22 protein-coding genes are annotated in these 18,949 nt (G+C 66.1%); 4 read left to right on the forward strand and 18 right to left on the reverse strand.

Annotated elements, in window-relative coordinates:
- Positions 1-184: 184 nt before the first annotated feature.
- The 14 genes from IEZ10_RS31630 to IEZ10_RS31695 all read right to left on the reverse strand — a co-directional run bounded on the left by IEZ10_RS31630 (position 185) and on the right by IEZ10_RS31695 (position 12,063).
- Positions 185-1,555 (reverse strand): tyrosine-type recombinase/integrase, encoded by a 1,371-nt coding sequence (locus IEZ10_RS31630; RefSeq protein WP_189250172.1) that lies wholly within the window; start codon positions 1,553-1,555, stop codon positions 185-187.
- Positions 1,552-1,746, reverse strand: coding sequence for a helix-turn-helix transcriptional regulator (locus tag IEZ10_RS31635; RefSeq protein WP_189250173.1), 195 nt, complete (start codon positions 1,744-1,746; stop codon positions 1,552-1,554). The genes IEZ10_RS31630 and IEZ10_RS31635 overlap by 4 nt, the downstream gene beginning before the upstream one ends.
- Positions 1,743-3,422 (reverse strand): replication initiator, encoded by a 1,680-nt coding sequence (locus IEZ10_RS31640; protein ID WP_189250174.1) that lies wholly within the window; start codon positions 3,420-3,422, stop codon positions 1,743-1,745. The genes IEZ10_RS31635 and IEZ10_RS31640 overlap by 4 nt, the downstream gene beginning before the upstream one ends.
- Positions 3,419-3,622: a hypothetical protein gene (locus IEZ10_RS31645; protein WP_189250175.1), complete on the reverse strand. Its 204-nt coding sequence runs from the start codon at positions 3,620-3,622 to the stop codon at positions 3,419-3,421. Before IEZ10_RS31645 ends, IEZ10_RS31640 begins: the two co-directional genes overlap by 4 nt.
- A complete protein-coding gene (locus IEZ10_RS31650; protein WP_189250176.1) occupies positions 3,619-5,031 on the reverse strand; it encodes an FtsK/SpoIIIE domain-containing protein in 1,413 nt (470 codons plus the stop codon). The genes IEZ10_RS31645 and IEZ10_RS31650 overlap by 4 nt, the downstream gene beginning before the upstream one ends.
- A gap of 140 nt (positions 5,032-5,171) precedes the next feature.
- A complete protein-coding gene (locus IEZ10_RS31655) occupies positions 5,172-5,444 on the reverse strand; it encodes a hypothetical protein (protein ID WP_189250177.1) in 273 nt (90 codons plus the stop codon).
- Positions 5,444-5,869 carry a plasmid replication, integration and excision activator gene (locus IEZ10_RS31660; RefSeq protein WP_189250178.1) on the reverse strand — a complete coding sequence of 142 codons (426 nt, stop codon included), beginning with the start codon at positions 5,867-5,869 and terminating at the stop codon, positions 5,444-5,446. Before IEZ10_RS31660 ends, IEZ10_RS31655 begins: the two co-directional genes overlap by 1 nt.
- A gap of 125 nt (positions 5,870-5,994) precedes the next feature.
- Complete coding sequence (locus IEZ10_RS31665) at positions 5,995-6,816, reverse strand: protein phosphatase 2C domain-containing protein (protein ID WP_189250179.1); 822 nt, start codon at positions 6,814-6,816, stop codon at positions 5,995-5,997.
- A gap of 4 nt (positions 6,817-6,820) precedes the next feature.
- Positions 6,821-7,660, reverse strand: coding sequence for a sigma factor-like helix-turn-helix DNA-binding protein (locus tag IEZ10_RS31670; protein ID WP_189250180.1), 840 nt, complete (start codon positions 7,658-7,660; stop codon positions 6,821-6,823).
- A gap of 146 nt (positions 7,661-7,806) precedes the next feature.
- The gene (locus IEZ10_RS31675) at positions 7,807-8,079 is read right to left on the reverse strand and encodes a hypothetical protein (protein ID WP_189250181.1); all 273 of its coding nucleotides are present in this window, start codon (positions 8,077-8,079) and stop codon (positions 7,807-7,809) included.
- Complete coding sequence (locus tag IEZ10_RS31680; RefSeq protein WP_189250182.1) at positions 8,076-8,468, reverse strand: ATP-binding protein; 393 nt, start codon at positions 8,466-8,468, stop codon at positions 8,076-8,078. The genes IEZ10_RS31675 and IEZ10_RS31680 overlap by 4 nt, the downstream gene beginning before the upstream one ends.
- A 114-nt stretch (positions 8,469-8,582) precedes the next feature.
- Positions 8,583-9,419: a helix-turn-helix domain-containing protein gene (locus tag IEZ10_RS31685; protein ID WP_229811847.1), complete on the reverse strand. Its 837-nt coding sequence runs from the start codon at positions 9,417-9,419 to the stop codon at positions 8,583-8,585.
- Positions 9,420-9,706: 287 nt separating this feature from the next.
- Positions 9,707-10,291: a hypothetical protein gene (locus tag IEZ10_RS31690; protein WP_189250183.1), complete on the reverse strand. Its 585-nt coding sequence runs from the start codon at positions 10,289-10,291 to the stop codon at positions 9,707-9,709.
- Between the two features lie 416 nt (positions 10,292-10,707).
- Entirely contained in the window at positions 10,708-12,063 is a 1,356-nt protein-coding gene (locus IEZ10_RS31695) for a hypothetical protein (RefSeq protein ID WP_189250184.1), read from the reverse strand.
- A gap of 1,427 nt (positions 12,064-13,490) precedes the next feature.
- Here IEZ10_RS31695 and IEZ10_RS31700 point away from each other — a divergent pair.
- Positions 13,491-13,853 carry a hypothetical protein gene (locus IEZ10_RS31700; RefSeq protein ID WP_189250185.1) on the forward strand — a complete coding sequence of 121 codons (363 nt, stop codon included), beginning with the start codon at positions 13,491-13,493 and terminating at the stop codon, positions 13,851-13,853.
- 185 nt (positions 13,854-14,038) lie between these two features.
- On the opposite strand, the gene IEZ10_RS31705 is transcribed toward IEZ10_RS31700, so the two are convergent.
- Complete coding sequence (locus tag IEZ10_RS31705) at positions 14,039-14,569, reverse strand: hypothetical protein (protein WP_189250186.1); 531 nt, start codon at positions 14,567-14,569, stop codon at positions 14,039-14,041.
- A gap of 425 nt (positions 14,570-14,994) precedes the next feature.
- Positions 14,995-15,255: a hypothetical protein gene (locus tag IEZ10_RS31710; RefSeq protein WP_189250187.1), complete on the reverse strand. Its 261-nt coding sequence runs from the start codon at positions 15,253-15,255 to the stop codon at positions 14,995-14,997.
- 742 nt (positions 15,256-15,997) lie between these two features.
- Between IEZ10_RS31710 and IEZ10_RS31715 the strand changes: the two genes are divergently transcribed.
- From IEZ10_RS31715 to IEZ10_RS31725, 3 genes are all read left to right on the forward strand, one after another.
- Positions 15,998-16,252 (forward strand): hypothetical protein, encoded by a 255-nt coding sequence (locus tag IEZ10_RS31715; protein ID WP_189250188.1) that lies wholly within the window; start codon positions 15,998-16,000, stop codon positions 16,250-16,252.
- Positions 16,253-16,354: 102 nt separating this feature from the next.
- Entirely contained in the window at positions 16,355-16,963 is a 609-nt protein-coding gene (locus tag IEZ10_RS31720) for a hypothetical protein (protein WP_189250189.1), read from the forward strand.
- Between the two features lie 311 nt (positions 16,964-17,274).
- Positions 17,275-17,754, forward strand: coding sequence for a hypothetical protein (locus IEZ10_RS31725; protein WP_189250190.1), 480 nt, complete (start codon positions 17,275-17,277; stop codon positions 17,752-17,754).
- An 89-nt stretch (positions 17,755-17,843) separates the two neighbouring features.
- On the opposite strand, the gene IEZ10_RS31730 is transcribed toward IEZ10_RS31725, so the two are convergent.
- Both IEZ10_RS31730 and IEZ10_RS31735 read right to left on the reverse strand, forming a co-directional pair.
- Entirely contained in the window at positions 17,844-18,587 is a 744-nt protein-coding gene (locus IEZ10_RS31730) for a tyrosine-type recombinase/integrase (protein ID WP_189250191.1), read from the reverse strand.
- Between the two features lie 111 nt (positions 18,588-18,698).
- Positions 18,699-18,949, reverse strand: a 251-nt coding sequence (locus IEZ10_RS31735; protein WP_189250192.1) for a tetratricopeptide repeat protein, incomplete at its 5' end; no start/stop codon positions are given.

Raw genomic sequence — 18,949 nt, forward strand, 5'->3', positions numbered from 1 at the left:
CAGGGGTTTTCCTTCGGTCGGGCGCCGTTGGTCGTTTCGGGGGTGTGCAGCCGGATGCCGCCGTGAGCGGCTCTCGGCCGGTGGTCGCGGAATATACGCGGAATGATCTTGACGGTGTTTCCCCAGGTCGGCCCGGAAAAGCAGAAGGGCCTCGGTCTCCCGGAGCCCCTCCACCGCGCGTCCCTCACAGGGCCAGCACGCGGTCAATGCGATGGTTCGCCCGCTCTGTGCCGCCGTCGATGCATTTCGCGTAGACCTTGAGCAGCACGTCCACCCCGTGTCCCGCCCGTTCGGCCACGTCGGGGGCCGCCACCCCGGCGTTGAGCCACAGACTCACGGCCGCGTGCCGCAGATCGTACGGCCGGGCCGCCAACGGGGACGCCTGCTGCTCCGGAGTCAGGGCGAAGGCCCGCGCCGCCTTCCACGCCTCGCAGTAGGTCCCGATGGAGATCACCCCGCCGCGCGAGGTCCGGAACAGCCGGCCGTCCTCATGGGCGCCGAACTCGTCGAGGTGCTCCCGCAGGATGGCCACCAGCTCCGGCGGGATGGGCACCGGACGACCCTCGTCCCTGGCCCGGTGCTTGAGCCCGCGATCATCATGAGCCTTGCCGCTGTCGGTCCACTTCTTGTTGGCCTGCGGCTTGGACTTGGCGAGAATCAGCCGGCCCCACCCGGTCTCGGGAAGGTGGCAGTCCTGCCTGCGGAGCCCGAGCGCCTCGGCCGGACGTAGACCGGCGAAGTAGAGGCAGGCGAAGAACCCACGTAGATGCCGGCCCCGGTCGAGCCGACCGACATAGGTCACCGCCGTGAGCAACTCCCGCGCCTGAGCCGGGTTGACCACCACGCGCCGGTCGACGACCTCGCGGACCTTCGGGGGCTTCCACGCCTTCACCTTGTCGATCGGGTTGGCGGGCAGCTCCTCCAGGTCCACGGCGTACTGAAGGGCGTTGTAGAAGACCGACCGCTTGCGGGCGATCGTGGTAGCGGCGGCGGCCCCGCCGTCGAGCCGGAGCGTCAGCCCATCCAGGCCCAGCCGTACGTTACGCACCTTGGACAGGTCTGAGACGCGGAGCGAGTGCCGTTCGAGCCAGGCCAGCGCCGTACGGATCTCCTGTGGGCGGGGAAGCTTCCGGGCGGCGGGAGGAAGGGCGAACTGCCGGAGAGCCTCCCGCAGGAGACGCGCGTCAGGCCGGCCAGGGGCGTCCTCGTCGACGAGCGCCGGAGTCACGGTCGCCAGGGCATCGGTGAGGCTGTCGCGCGTCTTGGCCGCCGCGTGCGACCACTTCATGTCCACGTACGCCATGGCGAAGCTGAACCACGTCACCGCGTTCTTGACCGCCAGCAGGGAGAGCGGGAGGCCCGTCTCCACATCGAAGGCTTCACCCCGCTTGGCCGCCTGCCGCAGGTCCGACAGGAAACTCTCGGCGAGCGCCTTCGTCCGCAGGGTCTTGGACCTCTCCTGTCCGCCGACCTTCCAGCGGACCACGTAGGACGGGGTCTTGCTGGAGGCGTTCCGGCGGATCTCCCAGAACTTCACGTCATAGGAGGTGCTCATGCCGCCTCCCGCAGGGATTCGAGCCAGGCGGTGAACTCGCTGCGCCAGACGCGGATCTCGCCGTTCGGGAGCTTGATCCCCTGTGGTGCGTGGCCGATCTCGCGCCAGCGGTAGAAGGTGCGCCGGGAGACGCCGCCCAGCTCGTCGAGGATCTCCGGGACGGTCATCAGCTCGTCACGGTTCTTGCTCACGCCGCCTCCCGCATCTCGACTGCCGGAACTTGTTGTCCGTCTGCTCTGGCTTCCAGGGCCAGCAGGGTCGCTCGCCAGCGTTGGCGTTCGGCGACCATGCGCAGCAGCCGCAGGGCAAGCGAAGGGGCGTCGGCGTCGCCGGCCGGGACGGGCTTCCAGACGTAGCGGTGCGGATCAGTGGCGGTGGGGTCGTCGGCCAGGCCGAGGGCTTCCAGGGCCCAGGTGCGGCGGTCGCGCTTGTGTTCGGCCAGGGTCTTGTTCGACCACTTGCGCGAGACCAGCACGCGGCGTCCGGCGTAGCCGAGGTGTTCGGGCTTGTGGGCCTTGCCCCGGCAGCGGCCCGGGGTCATGCCGGGTTTGGCGCCCTTGGGCTGCACGCCGTACCGGAGCCAGTTCGGGCAGGCCGGGGAGCAGGGTTCGTAGCGGAGTGCTTCGACCAGGCGGGCGGCGTGGTCCCGGCGTGCCGGGTCGTCGGCGTCGAGACTCTCGCCGAGGCTTTTGGTGAGGTACTTCGACAGGTAACGGATGCACTGGTCGGCATCCGGTGTCCCAGCCAGCACACCCTGAGCGTCGATCTGGTCGCCAAAGCGGATCACGTGCAGGGGTTCGGCGTCGTCGTCCTGGTCGAGCCGGTCGAGGGCGTCATCCCAGGTGGGCAGCAGCTCCCCCGTGTCGGGGTCGAGGTAGTCGCCGGTCTGGCCGTCCGGGTAGGTGCCGTCGTTGGGCAGTTCCGCCCGCGGAGTCCACACCGGCAGGTGCTCGCCCTCGAAGCGGACTTCGTCGGCTTCCGGCCACCACACCTGGTGGTACGTCGCAGCGGCGATGGCCTTCACTTCCGCTCTCGGGAGGGTGCCGCGGATGGCCATGTGCAGATGTGGGGCGAGGCGCTTTTGTGGTTCGACGGTGGCGAAGTACTGCACGTCATAGCCGGCCACCCGGCGGAGGTTCTGCACGAACCGGTCGACGAGCTTGGAGAAGTGCAGCGCGTCCCGCGCGGCCCGCGCATAGTCGTAGCTGCTCGGGTCGACCGGCACGCCGCGCCCGGCCTGGATGCGACCGTAGGACGGCAGGGTCAGGGTGATGAACAGCGACGGCCGAAACACCTTCCCCTCGGGGCCGGTGAAGGTCCGCCCGAGCGTGGTGGGCCGCATGGCCCGCCGGGGCAGGTCCGGGGCGTCCTGGCGGCGCCGGGTCGAGCGGGACCGCCGAGAAGCCGCCCGGCCGGACAGGGTGCCCCGCATCCCCGCCGCACGGATCTCCTCATCGATGGCCTGAATCGCGGCGTCCCAGTCCGCAACCTCCTCGGACATGCCGTCGCGTTCGGCCTCATCCCGCTTGGCCTGGACGTCGGCGCGGAACTCGATCAGCCACCGCTGATCCTCGGTCGCCGGGTCAGGGGCGGTGACGGGTTCGGCGTCCAGGTGCCAGCCTTCACGGCATTGGGCCTTGCGGAGCTGCTTGTTGCGCCGGGCGCACGGCGGGCAGACAGCCTCCCGGGTGGACCCGCACGGGACGTTGACGTCCTCGCTCTGCCCGGTGCAGGTGTCCAGCCGGCGCAGGAGGATCGGCCGGATGCACACGCCGTTGGCCTTGGCGACCTCCACGGCCACGTCCAGAGCGATAGGCATCTTCTGCTTCGCGGCCCGGGTCAGGGTCCGGTCGGTCGTGGTGTTCATTCGGTCACCTCCTCGCGGTGCACCTCGGTCAGGTCGGCGGCCAGCCGGAACAGTGAGCCGTAGGGGTCGGTGGTCACCGAGACGTTGAACAGCTCGAAGGCCACCACCGGCTGAGCGTGGCGCGGGCCGACCATGGCCAGGACGGGCCGCCGGCAGATGCGGGTGATCTCTTCGTCGGTGCCGTAGAAGCAGACCCTCATGCGGCCACCGCCTCGGCCATGGCGCGGATGTCGGCGTCGGAGACGTAGGCCGCGCGGACCCGGATCGGATCGGGTGAGGCTTCCAGCCGCACATAGGCGACGCCCGCGCCCTGCTCCGGAATGGGTGAGATGTGGTCGGCCAGCGCGCCCCGGTCGCGGGCGCCATCGCCGAGAACCATGTCCACCTGCTCGGACTCGTCCAAGCGGAGGGCGATCTTGTCGGGGAACAGGTTGCGGATGTTCATGACCTCCTTGCGCGGGTCCTGGAGTGCGGCCAGGACGCCGACACCGACCGCCCGCCCTTGGGTGGTGAGGGTCGCCAGGGCGGCGGAGATGCGGAGCTTCAGGCCCTTGTCGGATTGGTAGGCGGTCAGGAACGCCACCTCATCGACGACCACCAGGACGAAGGGGTCATCGACGGTGGGGGTGTGGTTGCGCTGGTGTCCGGCGAAGCGGTCGGCGCGTTCCTGCATCACCGCCACCGCTGCTTCGAGAAGGTCGGCGCAGTCGGCCGGAGTCGCGGCATAGCGCTTCCCGAACAGGGATCGGCCGAAGGACAGTTCCATCCGCTTGGGGTCGAGGGCCCAGATCTCGACCAGGCCCGCGCGGACGGCGGGGAGGAGGCCGCGGATGGCCGACCAGATCACCGAGCCCTTGCCTGCCCCGGTGGCCCCGGCGACTAGGACGTGAGTGCCGTGGACGGTCAGCAGCCAGGGAGCACCGTCCTCACGGGTGCCAACCCGCACCGGCCCGACCGATGCCGTCTCCGGGATCGGGACGGCGGGCATGGGCGTGGCGAGCGGGTCACGCCGGGGGAAGACGAGATGCAGGCGGCCCGCACGGGCGATGGAGACGCGGCAGGAGCGGGCGCCGAAGCCGTGCGCGAGCTGGTCGAGGCGGTCGGCCCAGTCCTTGACCGCCTGCCCGCTGAGCATCTTGACGGTCACCACGTCGGCCCAGGAGGTGCAGCGGATGCTGAGGAGGCGGGGCAGGTAGTCCCGGCCGCGCAGATGCCGCCCTAATCCGGAGATGATCATTACCGGTTGCCAGTGCCGCCGGTAGATCCAGACCAGGCGCCAGAAGGCCAGCAGCCGCCAACCGGCCAGGCGCAGGAACGAGGGCCGGTGCAGGGTGAACCACAGCCCCGGCACGGTCACGACTGCGGCGATCGAGGTCAAGCCCCAGCGCCAGCCGTGCCAGCAGGCCAGCGCGCACGGGGCAGCGACGATCACCGAGGCGACCGGGTGCCGCCAAAGGAGCTTCACCAGGCCGGCCAGCAGCCGCCAGGCGAAGATGACGAGTGTGACGATCGCCGGGGTGCGCAGCACGGCGGGGCGGAAGACGACGGCGGTGTCGGGGGTGGTGGAGACCAGGCGTTGCGCCTCATCCCCGGGCAGTTTCCGGAACATTAGGCTGGAGACCTTCTTCCTTGAATTCGCGTGAGAGGGAGAACCGAGGGGCCGCCGGAAGTTGCCGCTTCTGGCGGCCCCGCTTGCGTGTCAGTCGGGCTCTCGGCGAGAGCCGGTGGGATTGCCGTCCCGGTGCGCGGTTACGCCGCCATGCCTCGCTTGCCGGTCAGGGTGTGGAAGGAGCGCTCGACCGCGCGGGCGAACTGGTCGGCCTCGCGGGCGAGCTGGCGGGCGAACTCGACGTCGGAGGCCGTCACCCGGTCACCGGCCGAGGTGGTGACCAAGACCGACAGAGCGCCGAAGTCGAGCGCCAGAACCGGCGTGCGCGAGGGGTAGAGGTGGTGGGTGACCTGAGCGCCGGAACCGGCGTTCAAGGTGATGGCGGCGATACGGTGTGCCTTGCGGCGCTTCATCAGGCGGCGTCCTTCCCGGCGGTGGCGGTGTGCTTGGCCGGAGCGGTGGCGCGGGGTGCGCGCATGGTGCGGGCGCGGATGGACCAGGCGAGCCGGCCGGTGTTCTGGGCGACGTAGGGGGTGACGGTCATGCCGTCGAACTCGACAGGGACGAACGGCAGGCCCGGCAGCGAGGCCGGGGGGACCGGCTGCACGTCGGCGAGGATCTTGACGGTGACGGTCTTCTGGCCGGCCTTGACGGTGGGGTCGGCGTCCATGACGGCGACCTGCCAGACCGGTTCGCCGGTGGTCTTGTCCTTGGCGTAGACGGTCCGGCCGTTCGCGGAGGCGGTGAAGTCCTTGACCTGCTCGACCTCGCCGACGATGTAGCAGCCGTGCGGGAAGACCTGCTCGAAGCTGACGGGGATGGGGCCCTGGATGGCCATGACGACAATCCTTTCGTCTATCCCCCTAGACAGGGCGGTGGCTCCGCGAAGACGAGGTGTCTAGGGGGCTATGCAAGCAAGGTAAGCCGGAGTCGATGAACTGTCTAGGGGGGTCGACAAATTTCCTAGGAGAACGTCCAGAACGCCGCGGTGGCGTCGTCGTAGGTCTTGCCGCGCGGCCAGCGGGAGCCGTCCGGGTCGCTGCGCTCAGCCTCACGGACGCGGCGGATCAACTCGGCGGGACCGGAGCCGGTGAGGACGTCGAGGGCTTGACGCCAAGTGGCCAGGTGGAAGCGGTCGACGAGGCGGGAGGCCCCGTCGCTGAGCAGTGCGGCGGATCGGACGCCGCTGGTTGGCACGGTCCCGGCGAGAGCCTGTTCGGCGGCGAGGGGATCAGTGGCGGCGACCCAGAATCCGCCGTCACGGTTGCGGTGGTCGCGCAGGGTCTCCACATACTTCCGATGAGCCGCGGTGTGTTCGGGACTGCCGGAGGGCAGAGCGTCCATGCTCGCCCGGTGGGCCGCGCCGACGAGGGCTTCCCGGTCGTCGCAGACGACGAGCGGTTCCGCCGCATCAAGGGTGTCGAGGACGAGGACGGAGTCGGCCAGAACGAGGTAGTCCAGCGTGTCGGCCGTACGGCGGAGCATGACCACGGTGGCCGAGGGGGAGCCGGGATGGGTGAGATCACAGACGAAGTCGTGCAGGGACGCCACGGCTTTGATGCCTTCGGCGAGGATCTCGGTCAGTGGCTTGCCGTCCTGGGCGAGGCCGGCGATGAGGTTCGAGCCGAGGGAGCGGGCGTACCAGGCGACACCGTGAACGCAGCCCGATTCCGATCCCGCCGGGGTGCCGGCGCCGTCGAGCAGGACGATGGCGTCCGGGGTGGCGGCGACGAAGTCTTCGTTGGGTCGGCCGGGGGCCGCTTCGGTGGCGAAGGTGACGCGCATCAGGTCAGGTGTCCTCGTGCCGGTAGAGCGGACTGGCCAGTTCCGCTTTGACCGGTTCCCCGGTGGCCGGGTCGTATTCCACCGCGACCACGGTGGAGAACCTGTGGTCGCCGACCTGTCCCCACAGGGTGGCGATCTCGGAGGTGAGCAGGTCGACCACGCCGAGAGTGCCTTGGGGGTGGATGCCGGTGAAGACCAGGACGCTGCCGTCGCCGTCCGGCCGGGCCAGCCGGCCGAGGTAGGCGTAGTCCACCGGCCGTGGCGGGTCGGAGTCTTCCCCGGAGCGGTAGGACTGGCCCGTACGGCGGTCTTTCAGGGTCCACGCACCGTCCTTGATCCACTCGAAGACCGGATCGGACTCATACAGTTCGGCCATGACCGGCGACAGCTTCGGCCCGCAGATCACGATGAGGTTCGGCCGGTTGAGGTCGATGTCCCCGCCGAGAGGGACGTGTTCGAGGCTCACCGCCAGGTCGAAGCCGCGCGCCAGGTCCTCCAGCCGCTTGGCGGCCGTGACGTCTTCCATGGCGACCACGGGACGAGCGTTGCCGGCCTCCCGCTTGAGGGGAGTGGCCAGCGTGAGCGTCCCGGTGCCGAGGAAGGCGCCCTCGGGAGCGGGGCCGGTGTGCTTGATCTGGTGGATGCGTCCACGCGACAGCCCGGCCTGCTCGGCGATCTGCGCGTATGAGATGCCTTGGGCGTGCAGTTCCTGGATGATGCGGCGGCGCAGGCGTGCCAGTTCGGTGACCTCCTGCTGTGCGGCGCTCAGTCGCTCGGTTGCGGCCCGGATCAGTTGATACGGGTCGGCGATGGCGGCGATGCGCTCAAGGTCACTGGATGGCACGGCGGGTCCCTTTCGGTGGTGCTCCACCGAGTCTAGACCCCTAGACGAAATGTCGTCTATCCCCCTTGACAGTGCTGGTTTGAGTGGTTCGCCGGTTTTAGGATTCACCGCCCGGATCGCTGAGCGCCGCTTCGGTACACCACGTGTCACCGCACGCGCCCCGTCAGCAGGGCCGCCCACAGCTCTTGCGCCTTGCTCGCAGTGGTGCGGGCGGTTTCGGTGATGTCGGGACGGGGGCCCTGCACGGTGCGGCGCAGGTAGGACTGCCCGCCCGCGGAGCACAGTTCGTAGACGACCGAACGGCAGTGACAGGTCCAGGCGATCACCCGGCAGCGCTCACCACGCCGTGCGGTGATCCAGGTCAGCAGGACATGGCCGGCCTGCAACGGCCCGACGTGCGGAGCGAGGCACTCGCTCATCGCGTGGCCGTTTGCTGGGGAGCCAAATCCAGCGCGGCCCAGACGATGCGGCCTTGTTCGTCTCCGGTCACACCCCAACTCACTGCCATGGCGGCGACGAGAGCCAGGCCGCGCCCGCCTTCCTCGTCCTCCTGCGGCGGGAGGGGGTGGGGAGCGCGTGGGCCGCCCTGGTCGAGGACGCCGAGCCAGATCCGGTCGCGGTCGGCCTGAACGGCGACGGTGAAGCAGCCACCGAACCGGCCGCTTGCCGAATGCCGGACCGCGTTGGTGGCTAACTCGCTGACGATCAGTTCGGCGTCCTCGATTCCGGGCCGGGAGCCGAGAAGGGTGGTGATGAACCGTCGTGCTTCGGCGATTGCGATAGGAGAGCCGGGGAAGGTGCGGGACATGCGCCAGGACGACATAGCGGACTCCGATGTCTAGGGGGCTATACATCCATGTCGCCAGCGTATGAGCGATACTAGAAGTAGCTCAAGGCATAGGACGCATAAATGCGTCAGTTGCTAGAGGCGGTTTGCCAAGGCGCGATAGTCGGCACCGATTCGCCCCAGTAAGTCCCGCAGCTCCTCGCCATAGACGGCAGCCGCCACAAACGCCTCAAAGGTCTCCTCATGGACCGAGAGCTCTGCGGACTCGGTCAACGTCAGATCACCCGTGAGGCTCTCCACCACGCTCACCGCCCCGTCATAGACGGTGAACCCATGCAACGGGAACGCCGGCGCCTGCACCGACCACGGCACCACCCCAAGACGGACGTGCGGAAGTGTCGTCACCTGCACCAGCCGATCGAGCTGAGCCGCCATCAACGCCGGCGACCCGGGCCAGGTACGGACGGCGCCCTCGGTCAGCACGAAGGAGAACTCCCGGCCGGAGTCGAACAAGACCGCCTGAGCCTCCACCCGCACCGCCGCGGCCTTGGCGGCATCCTCCTCATCCACCTCCCGGCCGACCATCAATGCCAGCCGGGCATACTCCGCCGTCTGCAACAGCGCCGGAACCATTGCCGAAGAAAACACCACCACCCGGCGAGACGAACGAAGCCGAGCAGCATTGGCCGCCTCCCTGCCGACAAGGCCACCTCTGAGCCGGGAGACCTCATCCCGCAGTCGGGCGAGCAGCGCATCCAGCTCCGTACGGCCCACCTCATCCAAGCCCAGCGCGGCAACGAGCCGCTCCACCGTCTCCGGAACCGGTAACAGCCGGCCCGTCTCGATCCGGGAGATCGTCGGCTGGGCCACCCCAGCCCGCGTCGCCAGCTCCTTGCCCGTCAGCCCGGCATCCTTGCGCAACCGGCGCAGCAGCTCACCCAGCGCCCGCAGGCGATCCCGACGATCCTCCACACCAGCGTTCTACCAGCCGTCCGCACACCGGGCACTGACTCGTCTTGGATCACTGCCGAATTGTTCTTATGGGTATCAAGCGGCGGCGCGCCGCGCCGCCGTACCCGGCCCTCCGCCGCCCGCCGGCCGGGCATGCGGCCTGGGGGCCGGTCCCGGCCGCCGGCGACCCGGGCCGTAGCCGCACCGCGTGCCCGCCGTACCCAACCAACTCGCCGACCCTCGCGGCGCACCGCCAGGCGTATCCGGATCACCATCTGTTGAGATCGAGGCAGTCCGCAGATCGAATGTCAGGTAATGACGTCAGCGCTGTCTCGGGCCTCAGAACGGCGAGACGCATCGGCGAGGTTGCGACGGTGGAGCTTGATCAGGATGTAGGCGGCGAGAGCGTAAGCAGGCCCGTAGAGGAAGGGCGGAATGCCGATGCCCGTGCCGTCCCGGTAGCAGGTGTACTCGTCAGGAAGGGACATGGGATCGGCCGGCGGGCACTGGGTCAGATCCGACCAGGGGCCGACGACGTTGGCGGCGAAGTTGACCGCCGCAAGAACACCCAGGATCACGGCCACAACCACAGTGGTTCGGTCCTGCCACCGTCGCCGAAGCAAGGCTGCGACGGCCACCATGGGCACAGGGAGCGCGAAGGCCAGCATGACCACTTCGACGTTCCCCAGCGCATGCATGATGTCCATGCCCACGGAGCCCAGATAGCCGATACCAAGGCCCTGAGCCAAGGGGTAGATCCCAATTCCGTCTATGACGTGGAAGTCGTAGTAGAAGAGGCCAGTGCTCGCGATGAGCCTACTGCCGGCCCAGGCCGTGACCGAGGGGAAGAGCGCGAGCAACGCAGCCGCCGACCACCAATGCCGTACCCGCATCTACCCTGCTCCCCACCAACGGTGCCGAATGAGACAGAGAGTCTGTCATGAGATCACTCCTGTGGATCTTTCCGCATCGGTGACGTGGGACGGAGCCGGTACTACTGTCACGATCGCCTGAGGGTGGCTGATCCCCGTTCAGGGCTGGGGGCGATCGACGGTCCGGGGGTTCGTTCCTCACCCCCGCCCCACCGAGCACCAAGGCGACAAAGGTGCAGACGCTCCCCATCCCCTCGCGTGCCCGTTACGTGCCCGTCAGGAGGATGATCAAGGGGGACTCGCGGGGAACCACAGGCATTCAAAACGCTCCCCCGCAGGTCAGCATCTTCCCAGCTCAACAGTCAGGCGCGATAGAGACTTCTCAAGCTGGTAGACCGGGTTCGTTCTGTCCAAGCCTCTCGGCGCTGAAGGCAAGGTTAGGGTTCTTCGCTGGAGGCAGGATTTTGGTCGGTCAGGTCAGAGTCTGATCGCTTGCCGATGTTGATCCCGTTCGACTCCAGGGCTTCTACCGCGCCGAACAGCATGGGGAGATGCTCTATACCGAGGGATCCGGTCGCGATGCGCAGAAGCTCCCCTGCGCGGTGTGGCGGAACCGCGATCATGGTTCCCCGCGGGTCAGCATCAGCTTCGACCTTCGCTCTTAACCGACTGTATGGCATTGAGGAATTTAATGAGGCTAGGTCCCATGGCGCCTCACAATCTTCTCCCGGGTTTGCTTTCTTAGCATATACGGTTACCCCTTGACCGATGACCTTTGTCCAGTTGTTTTCGACGACAATTCGAACCCCGGCATTCTGTGTGCTACTTTCTCTGGCGATGTGCACAAACATTGCTAGAGGAGTCTTCTGAATAACCATGGCTGCCGCCAGGGTCAAAGTGTCGATCTGTTCATCATCAACATGGCAGGAGTCTGCGAAGTGGATTATTTTTATCCTATAGAGCCACTGCATCAAGGCGTTGTTGATAGTGTTAATAAAGGTGCCTTCGGATCGCGATTTCCAGTCCGCCTCAAAGAGATCCTGAAGATCGGTTTCTTTTCCCTCTCGAAGTGCCAGCAGATACAATCCGTCACTGCCGTAGGGCCACCGAACAACCCCTCCATACTCACGTAGATGCATAAAGGTGCGCGTAGGGTCGGTGTAGCCAATCTCCAGTGGGATGCCCCCATTTTCAGCTAGCGGTCCGATGGTCTCCGAGAGACTCCGGAAACGAAAACTGTCTTTCTCGACCTCGAACCATAGCCGCCGTGCTCTCCATCCCGAGAGAAGATGAATATGGCCATCGTAGCCCGCCCCCTGCTGCTCCTGGTCTACGCAGGCGACTATTCCTTGCCGCGAGAGCGCCTCATCGAGCACCTTCTGATTTCGGCGTCGCTCCTTGTCTCTGCTGGGTCCCATACCAAGCGGCACGTGCGCGACGAGGAGTTCGCCTGTGATGAAAAGTCGTAGCAAATACCAGAGGACTGCGTCTGCTTCGCTGTCCCATCCTCCGAACGGCTGTCCCATCGCACTGACAATGCCCTTGTCGTAGGCGGGAACCCCCGTTTTTCGAAAGGATCTTGCAACTTCGCTCCCTATGGCGCCGGCCAGTGCGGCGAGCTTGCGACCGATCTTGCGATGCTCTGTGGGGGGGACTCTATTGGCCATGTTTGCTCCAGTTAATAGCAAGGAGCTGCTCTGCAACATAACAGACAGCGCTGACAGTTCTGTTTGACCGGACGCCAGCGTACTGTCTCGACGCTGCACGCCAAAGAGATATGTCCCGACCTGCATCTTGCTTTCGTGGCTAGCCGCGTACAATGCTTGCCCGCGGCCTGGTGACCACTGCAGGCCTTCGGGAGTCGCGTAGTCCTCAAGCGGGTTTTCCTCTGTGGGGGGTGGGCGTCTATAGACCTCTTGCCCGACCGACCTTTTCGACCTTGCGTCGCGAGGCACGCACTGCGTCGGCTAGATCCATCCCCTGATTGCGTACTTGATCGTATTCTTTCCAGCCGTCATCGCCTCGATCTGCGCGTCCAAGGATCTTGTATACAGAATCATCGGATTCTTGGTCATCTGGCAAATCTGAGAGCCCTCCATGCTCACCTAGCCAGTCAGCGAGGGCTTGGCAGCACTGCCAGAGTTCAGCATATGCCTCTTGGACTGCTTCGTTGTCAAAGTACCTTTCGCGCCAGTCGCGAAGGAAAGAATAGAGCTCTTCCGTCTCGCTGAGTCGCCAGATAGTTCCGTGGAAGGCCACTTTTAGATAGACCATTAATCCGCTCGTCCAGGGAAAATAGTCCATCAAATCCCTGAAAGTCTCCTGGTCTCGTACGGAGGGATGTAGGCGCTGTTCTAGATCCTTAACAGTAGCCTCCAGAAGAGCGTGGGAACGCTGGAGATCCCGCAACCTGAAAGCAAGGCGGTTTGCGAGCGGGCTTAGGAGAGCGACAAGGGGTGCCGCGATCCAGAGTACTGTTAAAGGATTGCTTCTAACCCATTGTCGAACGCTCTCCGATAGAAGGAGTGCGAGGACAGCCGACACGTCTGCAGTAATCGCGATGGCTGTTAGCAGCGTAGATGCGGCAAATCTCTCAAATGGTCCGGGAGGCGACTCTGTCACGAGCGTACATTAGCCTCTATGTCAACCGTTAGATAGAGCTTGAGAACCTCCCAGAGCCCTGAGCTGCGCAGCAAGTGTTCAAGTCCGGGCTGGCGAACTTGGGGATCCGAGGACCGCAGCGAGGAGTCCTCGGCGTCGGCTGGCTCGGGCCGCACAGCCCGAGCCCAGCCTCGACGCTTCTACTCAGAAGCGTCGCTTTCCCTACTTTCCGGTGAGCGTTCCTCTCGGTCGCGCTCGCTCCGAACCGCGACAGCCACCGCAATGATCCCGGCCGCGATGCCAGTTGCTTGCCCCAGCCCAGGCCAAAAGTACGCCCCCGCAACCAGCGACAGGACCGCTAAGCCCCAACCAACTGGCTTCCACCACGGCTGACGTGGCAGTGTCATCAACACACCTTCTCTCTTCCACCAAGCAGAGCGATGGTGTGGACGGCCCTCCGTGCCAGCGGAGGGCCGTTCCGCTTTCGGAACCGCTCTGGCCGCCCACGTACAGAACGCTATCGGGCCAGCCGCTTAACGTCTTTGAGTAGAGATGTGCCCTGAGCTGGGCATTTACCAAGTCGCTCGACATAGCGAATGTGGCGTATCAACATGTGTTGATGAGCGAGATCACTGAGGACTTCGAGAGCTTCCTTAAGCGGATCACTCAAAAGCTAGTCATCCGACTTGTCGCCACTGAAGGAAACGAACCGACTCTCATCAACCAGATCAACATGACAGCAAGATTGATCGGCCACTTCGAGCAGCATCAACGCACACTCGTATCCCGTGGGACAAGTCGAGACGAGGAATCCCATCTGGACAAGATGCTTCACGGCGACGATCGCCCCGACCGCCCCTATACCTGGAAAGAAGTCGGACAAGCACTCGGTGTGAGCGGACAGGCAGCTCACCGTAAGTACGCGAGGAAGCCTTTAAATCCCGATGGCCATAGTCATGACGAGAGTTCTGCCTCCGACTAGAGCGTCCTGGCTTCGGGATGATCATTGGAGGCCTGCTCGCTACCACCAGCGTATCAATGGCTGAGGGGCCTGCTCATCCCGTCTGCCATCGACCCGGAACAAGCCGGAGAGTCCTGGGAAGGGAACAGCGGGTCATAGGCCAGGGAAGATCGATTTTCGCCTTCACGGGAGCGTTGGAGGTCAACCTACCGATTGCGGAAACCCATGTCTCGGAAGTTCGCGAGGAACAGCCCAAGGTCGGGGAGGTCCTCGAACTCTTCCCGGGCGAGGTAGTCAGCGGCCATGCGGCAGATGGATTCATCCGGCGCCGGCGATACCCCGGCCTCGGCGCAGACCTCCTCGTACTGCTCCCGCGACATTCCTCGGGGGAAGCGGCGTTCCAGCTCCCGGCGCAACTGCGCGCGCTCCTGGCGACGCTCGCGGATGATGCCCCAGCCGCGGGCAGAGGCGAGCTTCTTCGACACCGTCGCCACCACGCCGTCACCGGGTGGCCCGTGCGTGCGGCCACTGATCTCCGGGCTCACGCACTCGTCATCGCTCATGGGAACCAGGCCGAGAGCGGCGCACGCCCGTTCGTAGCCCTCCCGGCTCAGCCGGGACATGTCCTTCTCGCCGGAAGCCGCACGCGCTCGCGCCATGGCCGCGTTGACCTCCTGCCAGAACGGGTCGTCTCCGTCGCGCGGGTTCGCCGGCAGGGGATGCTCGGTAAGCGGCATGCGACCACCGTAGCCAGGAAGGCAATCTCCGCCCATACCTTCCAGTCCGAGCGCCTCTGCCGAAAGATGGTGGGGAAGCCCGGGGCGCCGGTTCGGCTTCTGCGGGATGTGTAGGGGTGATCTTCGGATTCACGGCCGCGCCGTACGACTCGGACCCTTCGCGGGTTGCAGTTCACCGCCGTACAGCCCCGTTCAGGGCAGACCAGCCGGGCGGGTTGGTCTAGGTGGAACCGATCGGGACGGTCGAGCCCCGAGCTGCTAATGCGGTTTGGGCGAAGACACCGGAGGCGTGCCCGCTGTGCGCCAGACACGCCGAGGTCGGCCAATAGCCGTTGGTTACGAGCAGAGACCCGCGGATCTCGCGGCCTACAAAGGAAACTCGTCTCCAAACAGGATAGCGCACTCTCGTACCCTTCCGCCGCGCGTTACGAACCGGGATGAACGTCCACCTGCACGTACGCGTTGTAGCAGTAGCACGGCTCGGTTTTGATCGGCCGGTATTCGGGGAAGGTGGCTTCTCCGCGGCCGACGACCCGCCCCTTTCTGTCCCTGACGAGGGCTTGGACGTGCATGCGCGAGTAGTCGGTGGCCTCTCCAGGAAGATTGATGATGAAGACCTGGGCTCCGGCCGGCGTGCCGGTTCCGTGGGCAGGGGTGGAGGACCCGGACGAGTCGGGAACGACCACTGCCCCTTCCCGGCAGAGGCCACGTGCGTCGCACAGTTCGTATGTGTGGCCGGATCTCACGATCGAGTGATGCGCGGTGAGCTCCACTCTGTTTCCCGGGCACGGCCCGCAGGAAGGTGGCTCTCCGCATCCGGACAGCACCGCCACCGTCACGGTCGCGCACACCAGCTTACGGAGTCTCAGCGGTTGCGACGCGGGCTTTCCTCGCCTTGCTGTGATCACGCTTCCCTCCCGGAGGTACGTCGGCCCATCGTGGTGGCGTGTCGTTTTCACCTGGCCTACGTCTGAAGAAGACCGGTGCCCCTCGCGGCTGCGGGCACGGGTCCACGCAGATGAAGAGACGCTAGGGCATGCGATCGACAACGTCGATATGGGCGTCTGTCAGCGGTTGAGCGCGCGTGGCTGGCCAGGGAGTGAAGCCCTGAAGCCTTGATCATTCCAAATTCGTTTCCGTTAAGGCCTACGAACCTGCATAGGTGCAGGTCAGACTCTTTTCGCAGCGGGTCTGTAAAACCGTCGGCACAGCCGACACAGGTTCAAGTCCTGCACCCGCCATCAGCCAAACTGGCAGCTCAGAGGCCCTATGGGGTCTCTTGTGCTGTTCCAGGCCGCGCAGTCGAACGCAGCCAGAAGTAGCCGCGCTTCATCGCTTGCGGGATGGATCACGGAGCGTTTCCCCAGGTTACGCAGGCGCGCTCAATTTAGGTCGCGCGCGGGTGATCATGCTGGATAGCCTCCATCCATGGAGTTCGCGGTCGGTGTCCCAAGTCGGTGGGCGGTCAGGTTCCACTCAGGTGAGACCATTGAGCTAGGCGCCAACGGTTACACGGAGGCCGGTGGGTATCTGATCTTCGACGTCATGGTCAATGCCACGGCCGAGGAGAAAGGCGAGATCGAACGTCTGTGGCAAGTTCGCTACGGCCCCCAGTGGACGGGATCGATCGTCGCCAAGATTCCCGCAGCAGCCGTTGCCGAAGTTTGGACCGCGGAATCTTGACCCTGGCAGGGAGCCCGGGTGCAGCTCGGGTTGTACGGCTCAGAAGTTGCGGTTATGGAAACGTCAGCCCGTGCCTGAGCTGTCAGCAGGCACAATCGGGTTGTGACCTCCCAGGACTCCCTCCTTCTGAAGGCGGCCCGTCTCTGTCCCGCTGACGCTCGGACTGAACTCGGCGTTGGCGTGGCCGAGGTGCTGGAGTACCTGAAGCACGACGAGTGGGAGATGGCCCTTCTCCTTCTCGAAGAACTCGGTGACGCTCATCCCCAGCCGCCGGAATTCTGGAGTCTGCTGGCCGATGCCGCCCGCCTGATGTGGCTCAAGTCGGATGTCGCCTGGTGTGAATGGCGGCGCAGCGAGGCCCGTACCGGTGCCTTTCTGGCTGAGCTTCACCTGCTGCCCGCCGGGGAGGGAAGCCGTACAACGCCCATACCTGCCGGCGGATTGCTCCGGCCTATGTGGGATCTCGGCCACCGCACGCCTGAGGGCGAATCCCTACTCAGCATCGCCCGCCTATGGATTGAGGGCCGCGACTCCTTGAAGCCGGGAGGGAGCGCATCGGTGCGACTGCTTCCCCTCACCCCTGAACACTGGCGACACCTCAAGCCGGGTGACGTGGTCACCATGCACGAGATGCGGCCACCCACCGGAACAGCGCGCATCGCGGAGGTCATGCCGCCTGTGGGATATATGCGGGATGATCTTACTCGGTAGAGGCCGAGGGGAGTGCTTTCACCCAGGTGGGAGGGCATGTCGCCGCCGGGAACGCGGCCCTCTTGAAAACCGCTAGGGCCGGCGACGGTCCTCGTGGGTTCGAATCCCACGCTCTCCGCTCACCTCGCGAAACGGCGCCTGACCAGGGGTTTCCCTTTGGTCGGGCGCCGTTGGTCGTTTCGGGGGTGTGCAGCCGGATGCCGTTCTGAGCACCTCTCGGCCGGTGGTCGCGGGATATATGCGGGATGGATCTTGAGGCGTCCTCCCAGGCCGGGCACGAGAATCCTGCCCTGAGAGTCGGGAGGAGAGCCGTGGAGCATGCGGACTGGGACCGGGTACCGGGACCGACCTGGTACCACCCGGAGACCGCCCGAGCGGCGGTGGAAACGCTGGCCCGGTCTGCGGACCCTCAGCAGGCCGCCCGTGCGCTGGCCGATCTTCGGTACGCGGTCACGAACGACCACGCCGGAACTCTCTATCCGGCCGCTGTCCCCGCGACGAGTGTGCTTCTGGAGGCGATCGAGGAACGACCGGGGCCGCCCAGGCAGGAGGCATTGGACGCGCTGCTGGACTGGTGGGGGTGCTTTCACCCCGAACCGGGCTTCGAGACCTATGAGGACCCGCTGACGGGAACTGCCGATCTCATCGAAGGCATCATGAGGAGCGTCCGTGATGCCGTGGACATGCTTCACCGAGTCGCTGACGACCCGCTCGGGGGTGGAGGGCATCGTTCCGGTGTGAGGTTGCTGCTGACCAGGCTCAACGACGGCTGGAGCACGGAGGCCGGCTGATGCGGAGGGGTGCCAGGTATCTGTAGCCGTGTTCAGGTGAAAAGGGAAGAGGCCCCGGCGTTCCCAAGGCCCCTTCGTGATGTGAATGATCATGCAGCCAGTGCGTCCTCAATCCTGCGGTTGGAGATCTCTGCGCCACCGTCGATGCACTTGGCGTAGACCTTGAGCAGCACGTCCACCCCGTGCCCGGCTCGTTCGGCCACCTCCGGAGCGGCCACACCCGCGTTGAGCCAGAGCGAGACGGCCGCGTGTCGCAGGTCGTATGGCCGTGCCGCCAGGGACGAGGCGACCTGCTCGGGCGTCAGCGCCAGGTGACGGGCGGCCTTCCACGCCTCGCAGTAGGTGCCGATGGAGATCACCCCGCCGCGTGAGGTCCGGAACAGTCGGCCATCCTCGTGGGCGCCGAACTCGTCGACGTGCTCCCGAAGGATGGCCACCAGCTCCGGCGGGATCGGGACGGGACGCCCCTCCTCATCCGCCCGATGCTTCAACCCGCGGTCGTCATGAGCCGCACCCGAGTCGGTCCACTTCTTGTTGGCCTGCGGCTTGGACTTGGCGAGGACCAGCCGACCCCAACCGGTCGCCGGAAGGTGGCAGTCCTGGACCCGGAGGCCGAGCGCCTCAGCTGGGCGAAGGCCGGCGAAGTAGAGGCAGGCGAAGAACCCCCGCAGGTGCCGGCCCCGGTCAAGGCGGCGGCGCGGCGCGCCGCCGCACGGCCCGCCGCCCGGACGCCGCCCGAGCGTGCGGCGTGGGCGCCGGTCTCGGCCGGCGACGGGACTGCGGGCCGCCCGCCGTACCACCCGCCCGCCGCACTGGGCCATCGGCCGCCGCATCGGGGCCGCACCACCGCCCACATACAGCCCTCACGATCGCCCGGTGATGGCTGGCCTTTCCGCGTGGTCGGGGGCGATCGACGATCCGGGACTTCGTTCCTCAGCCTCGGATCACCGCTCATCCCGAGCAGCCGTCAGATTGTTCCGCACGGTCACAGTAAGCGGGTGCTCCTCACCGAGGACGCGGATGCAGTCGGTGAGGGTCTGCTCGTACATGGGGATGGCGCGGGTGAGGTCTCCGGCTGATTCGTAGGCGCTGGCGAGGTTGTTGCGGCTGTTCAGGGTGTTGGGGTGGTCTGCGCCGAGGATGCGGATGCGGTCGGTGAGGGTCTGCTCGTGTAGGGGGATGGCGCGGGTGAGGT

Source organism: Streptosporangium pseudovulgare (genome assembly GCF_014648055.1).
Taxonomy (GTDB): domain Bacteria; phylum Actinomycetota; class Actinomycetes; order Streptosporangiales; family Streptosporangiaceae; genus Streptosporangium; species Streptosporangium pseudovulgare.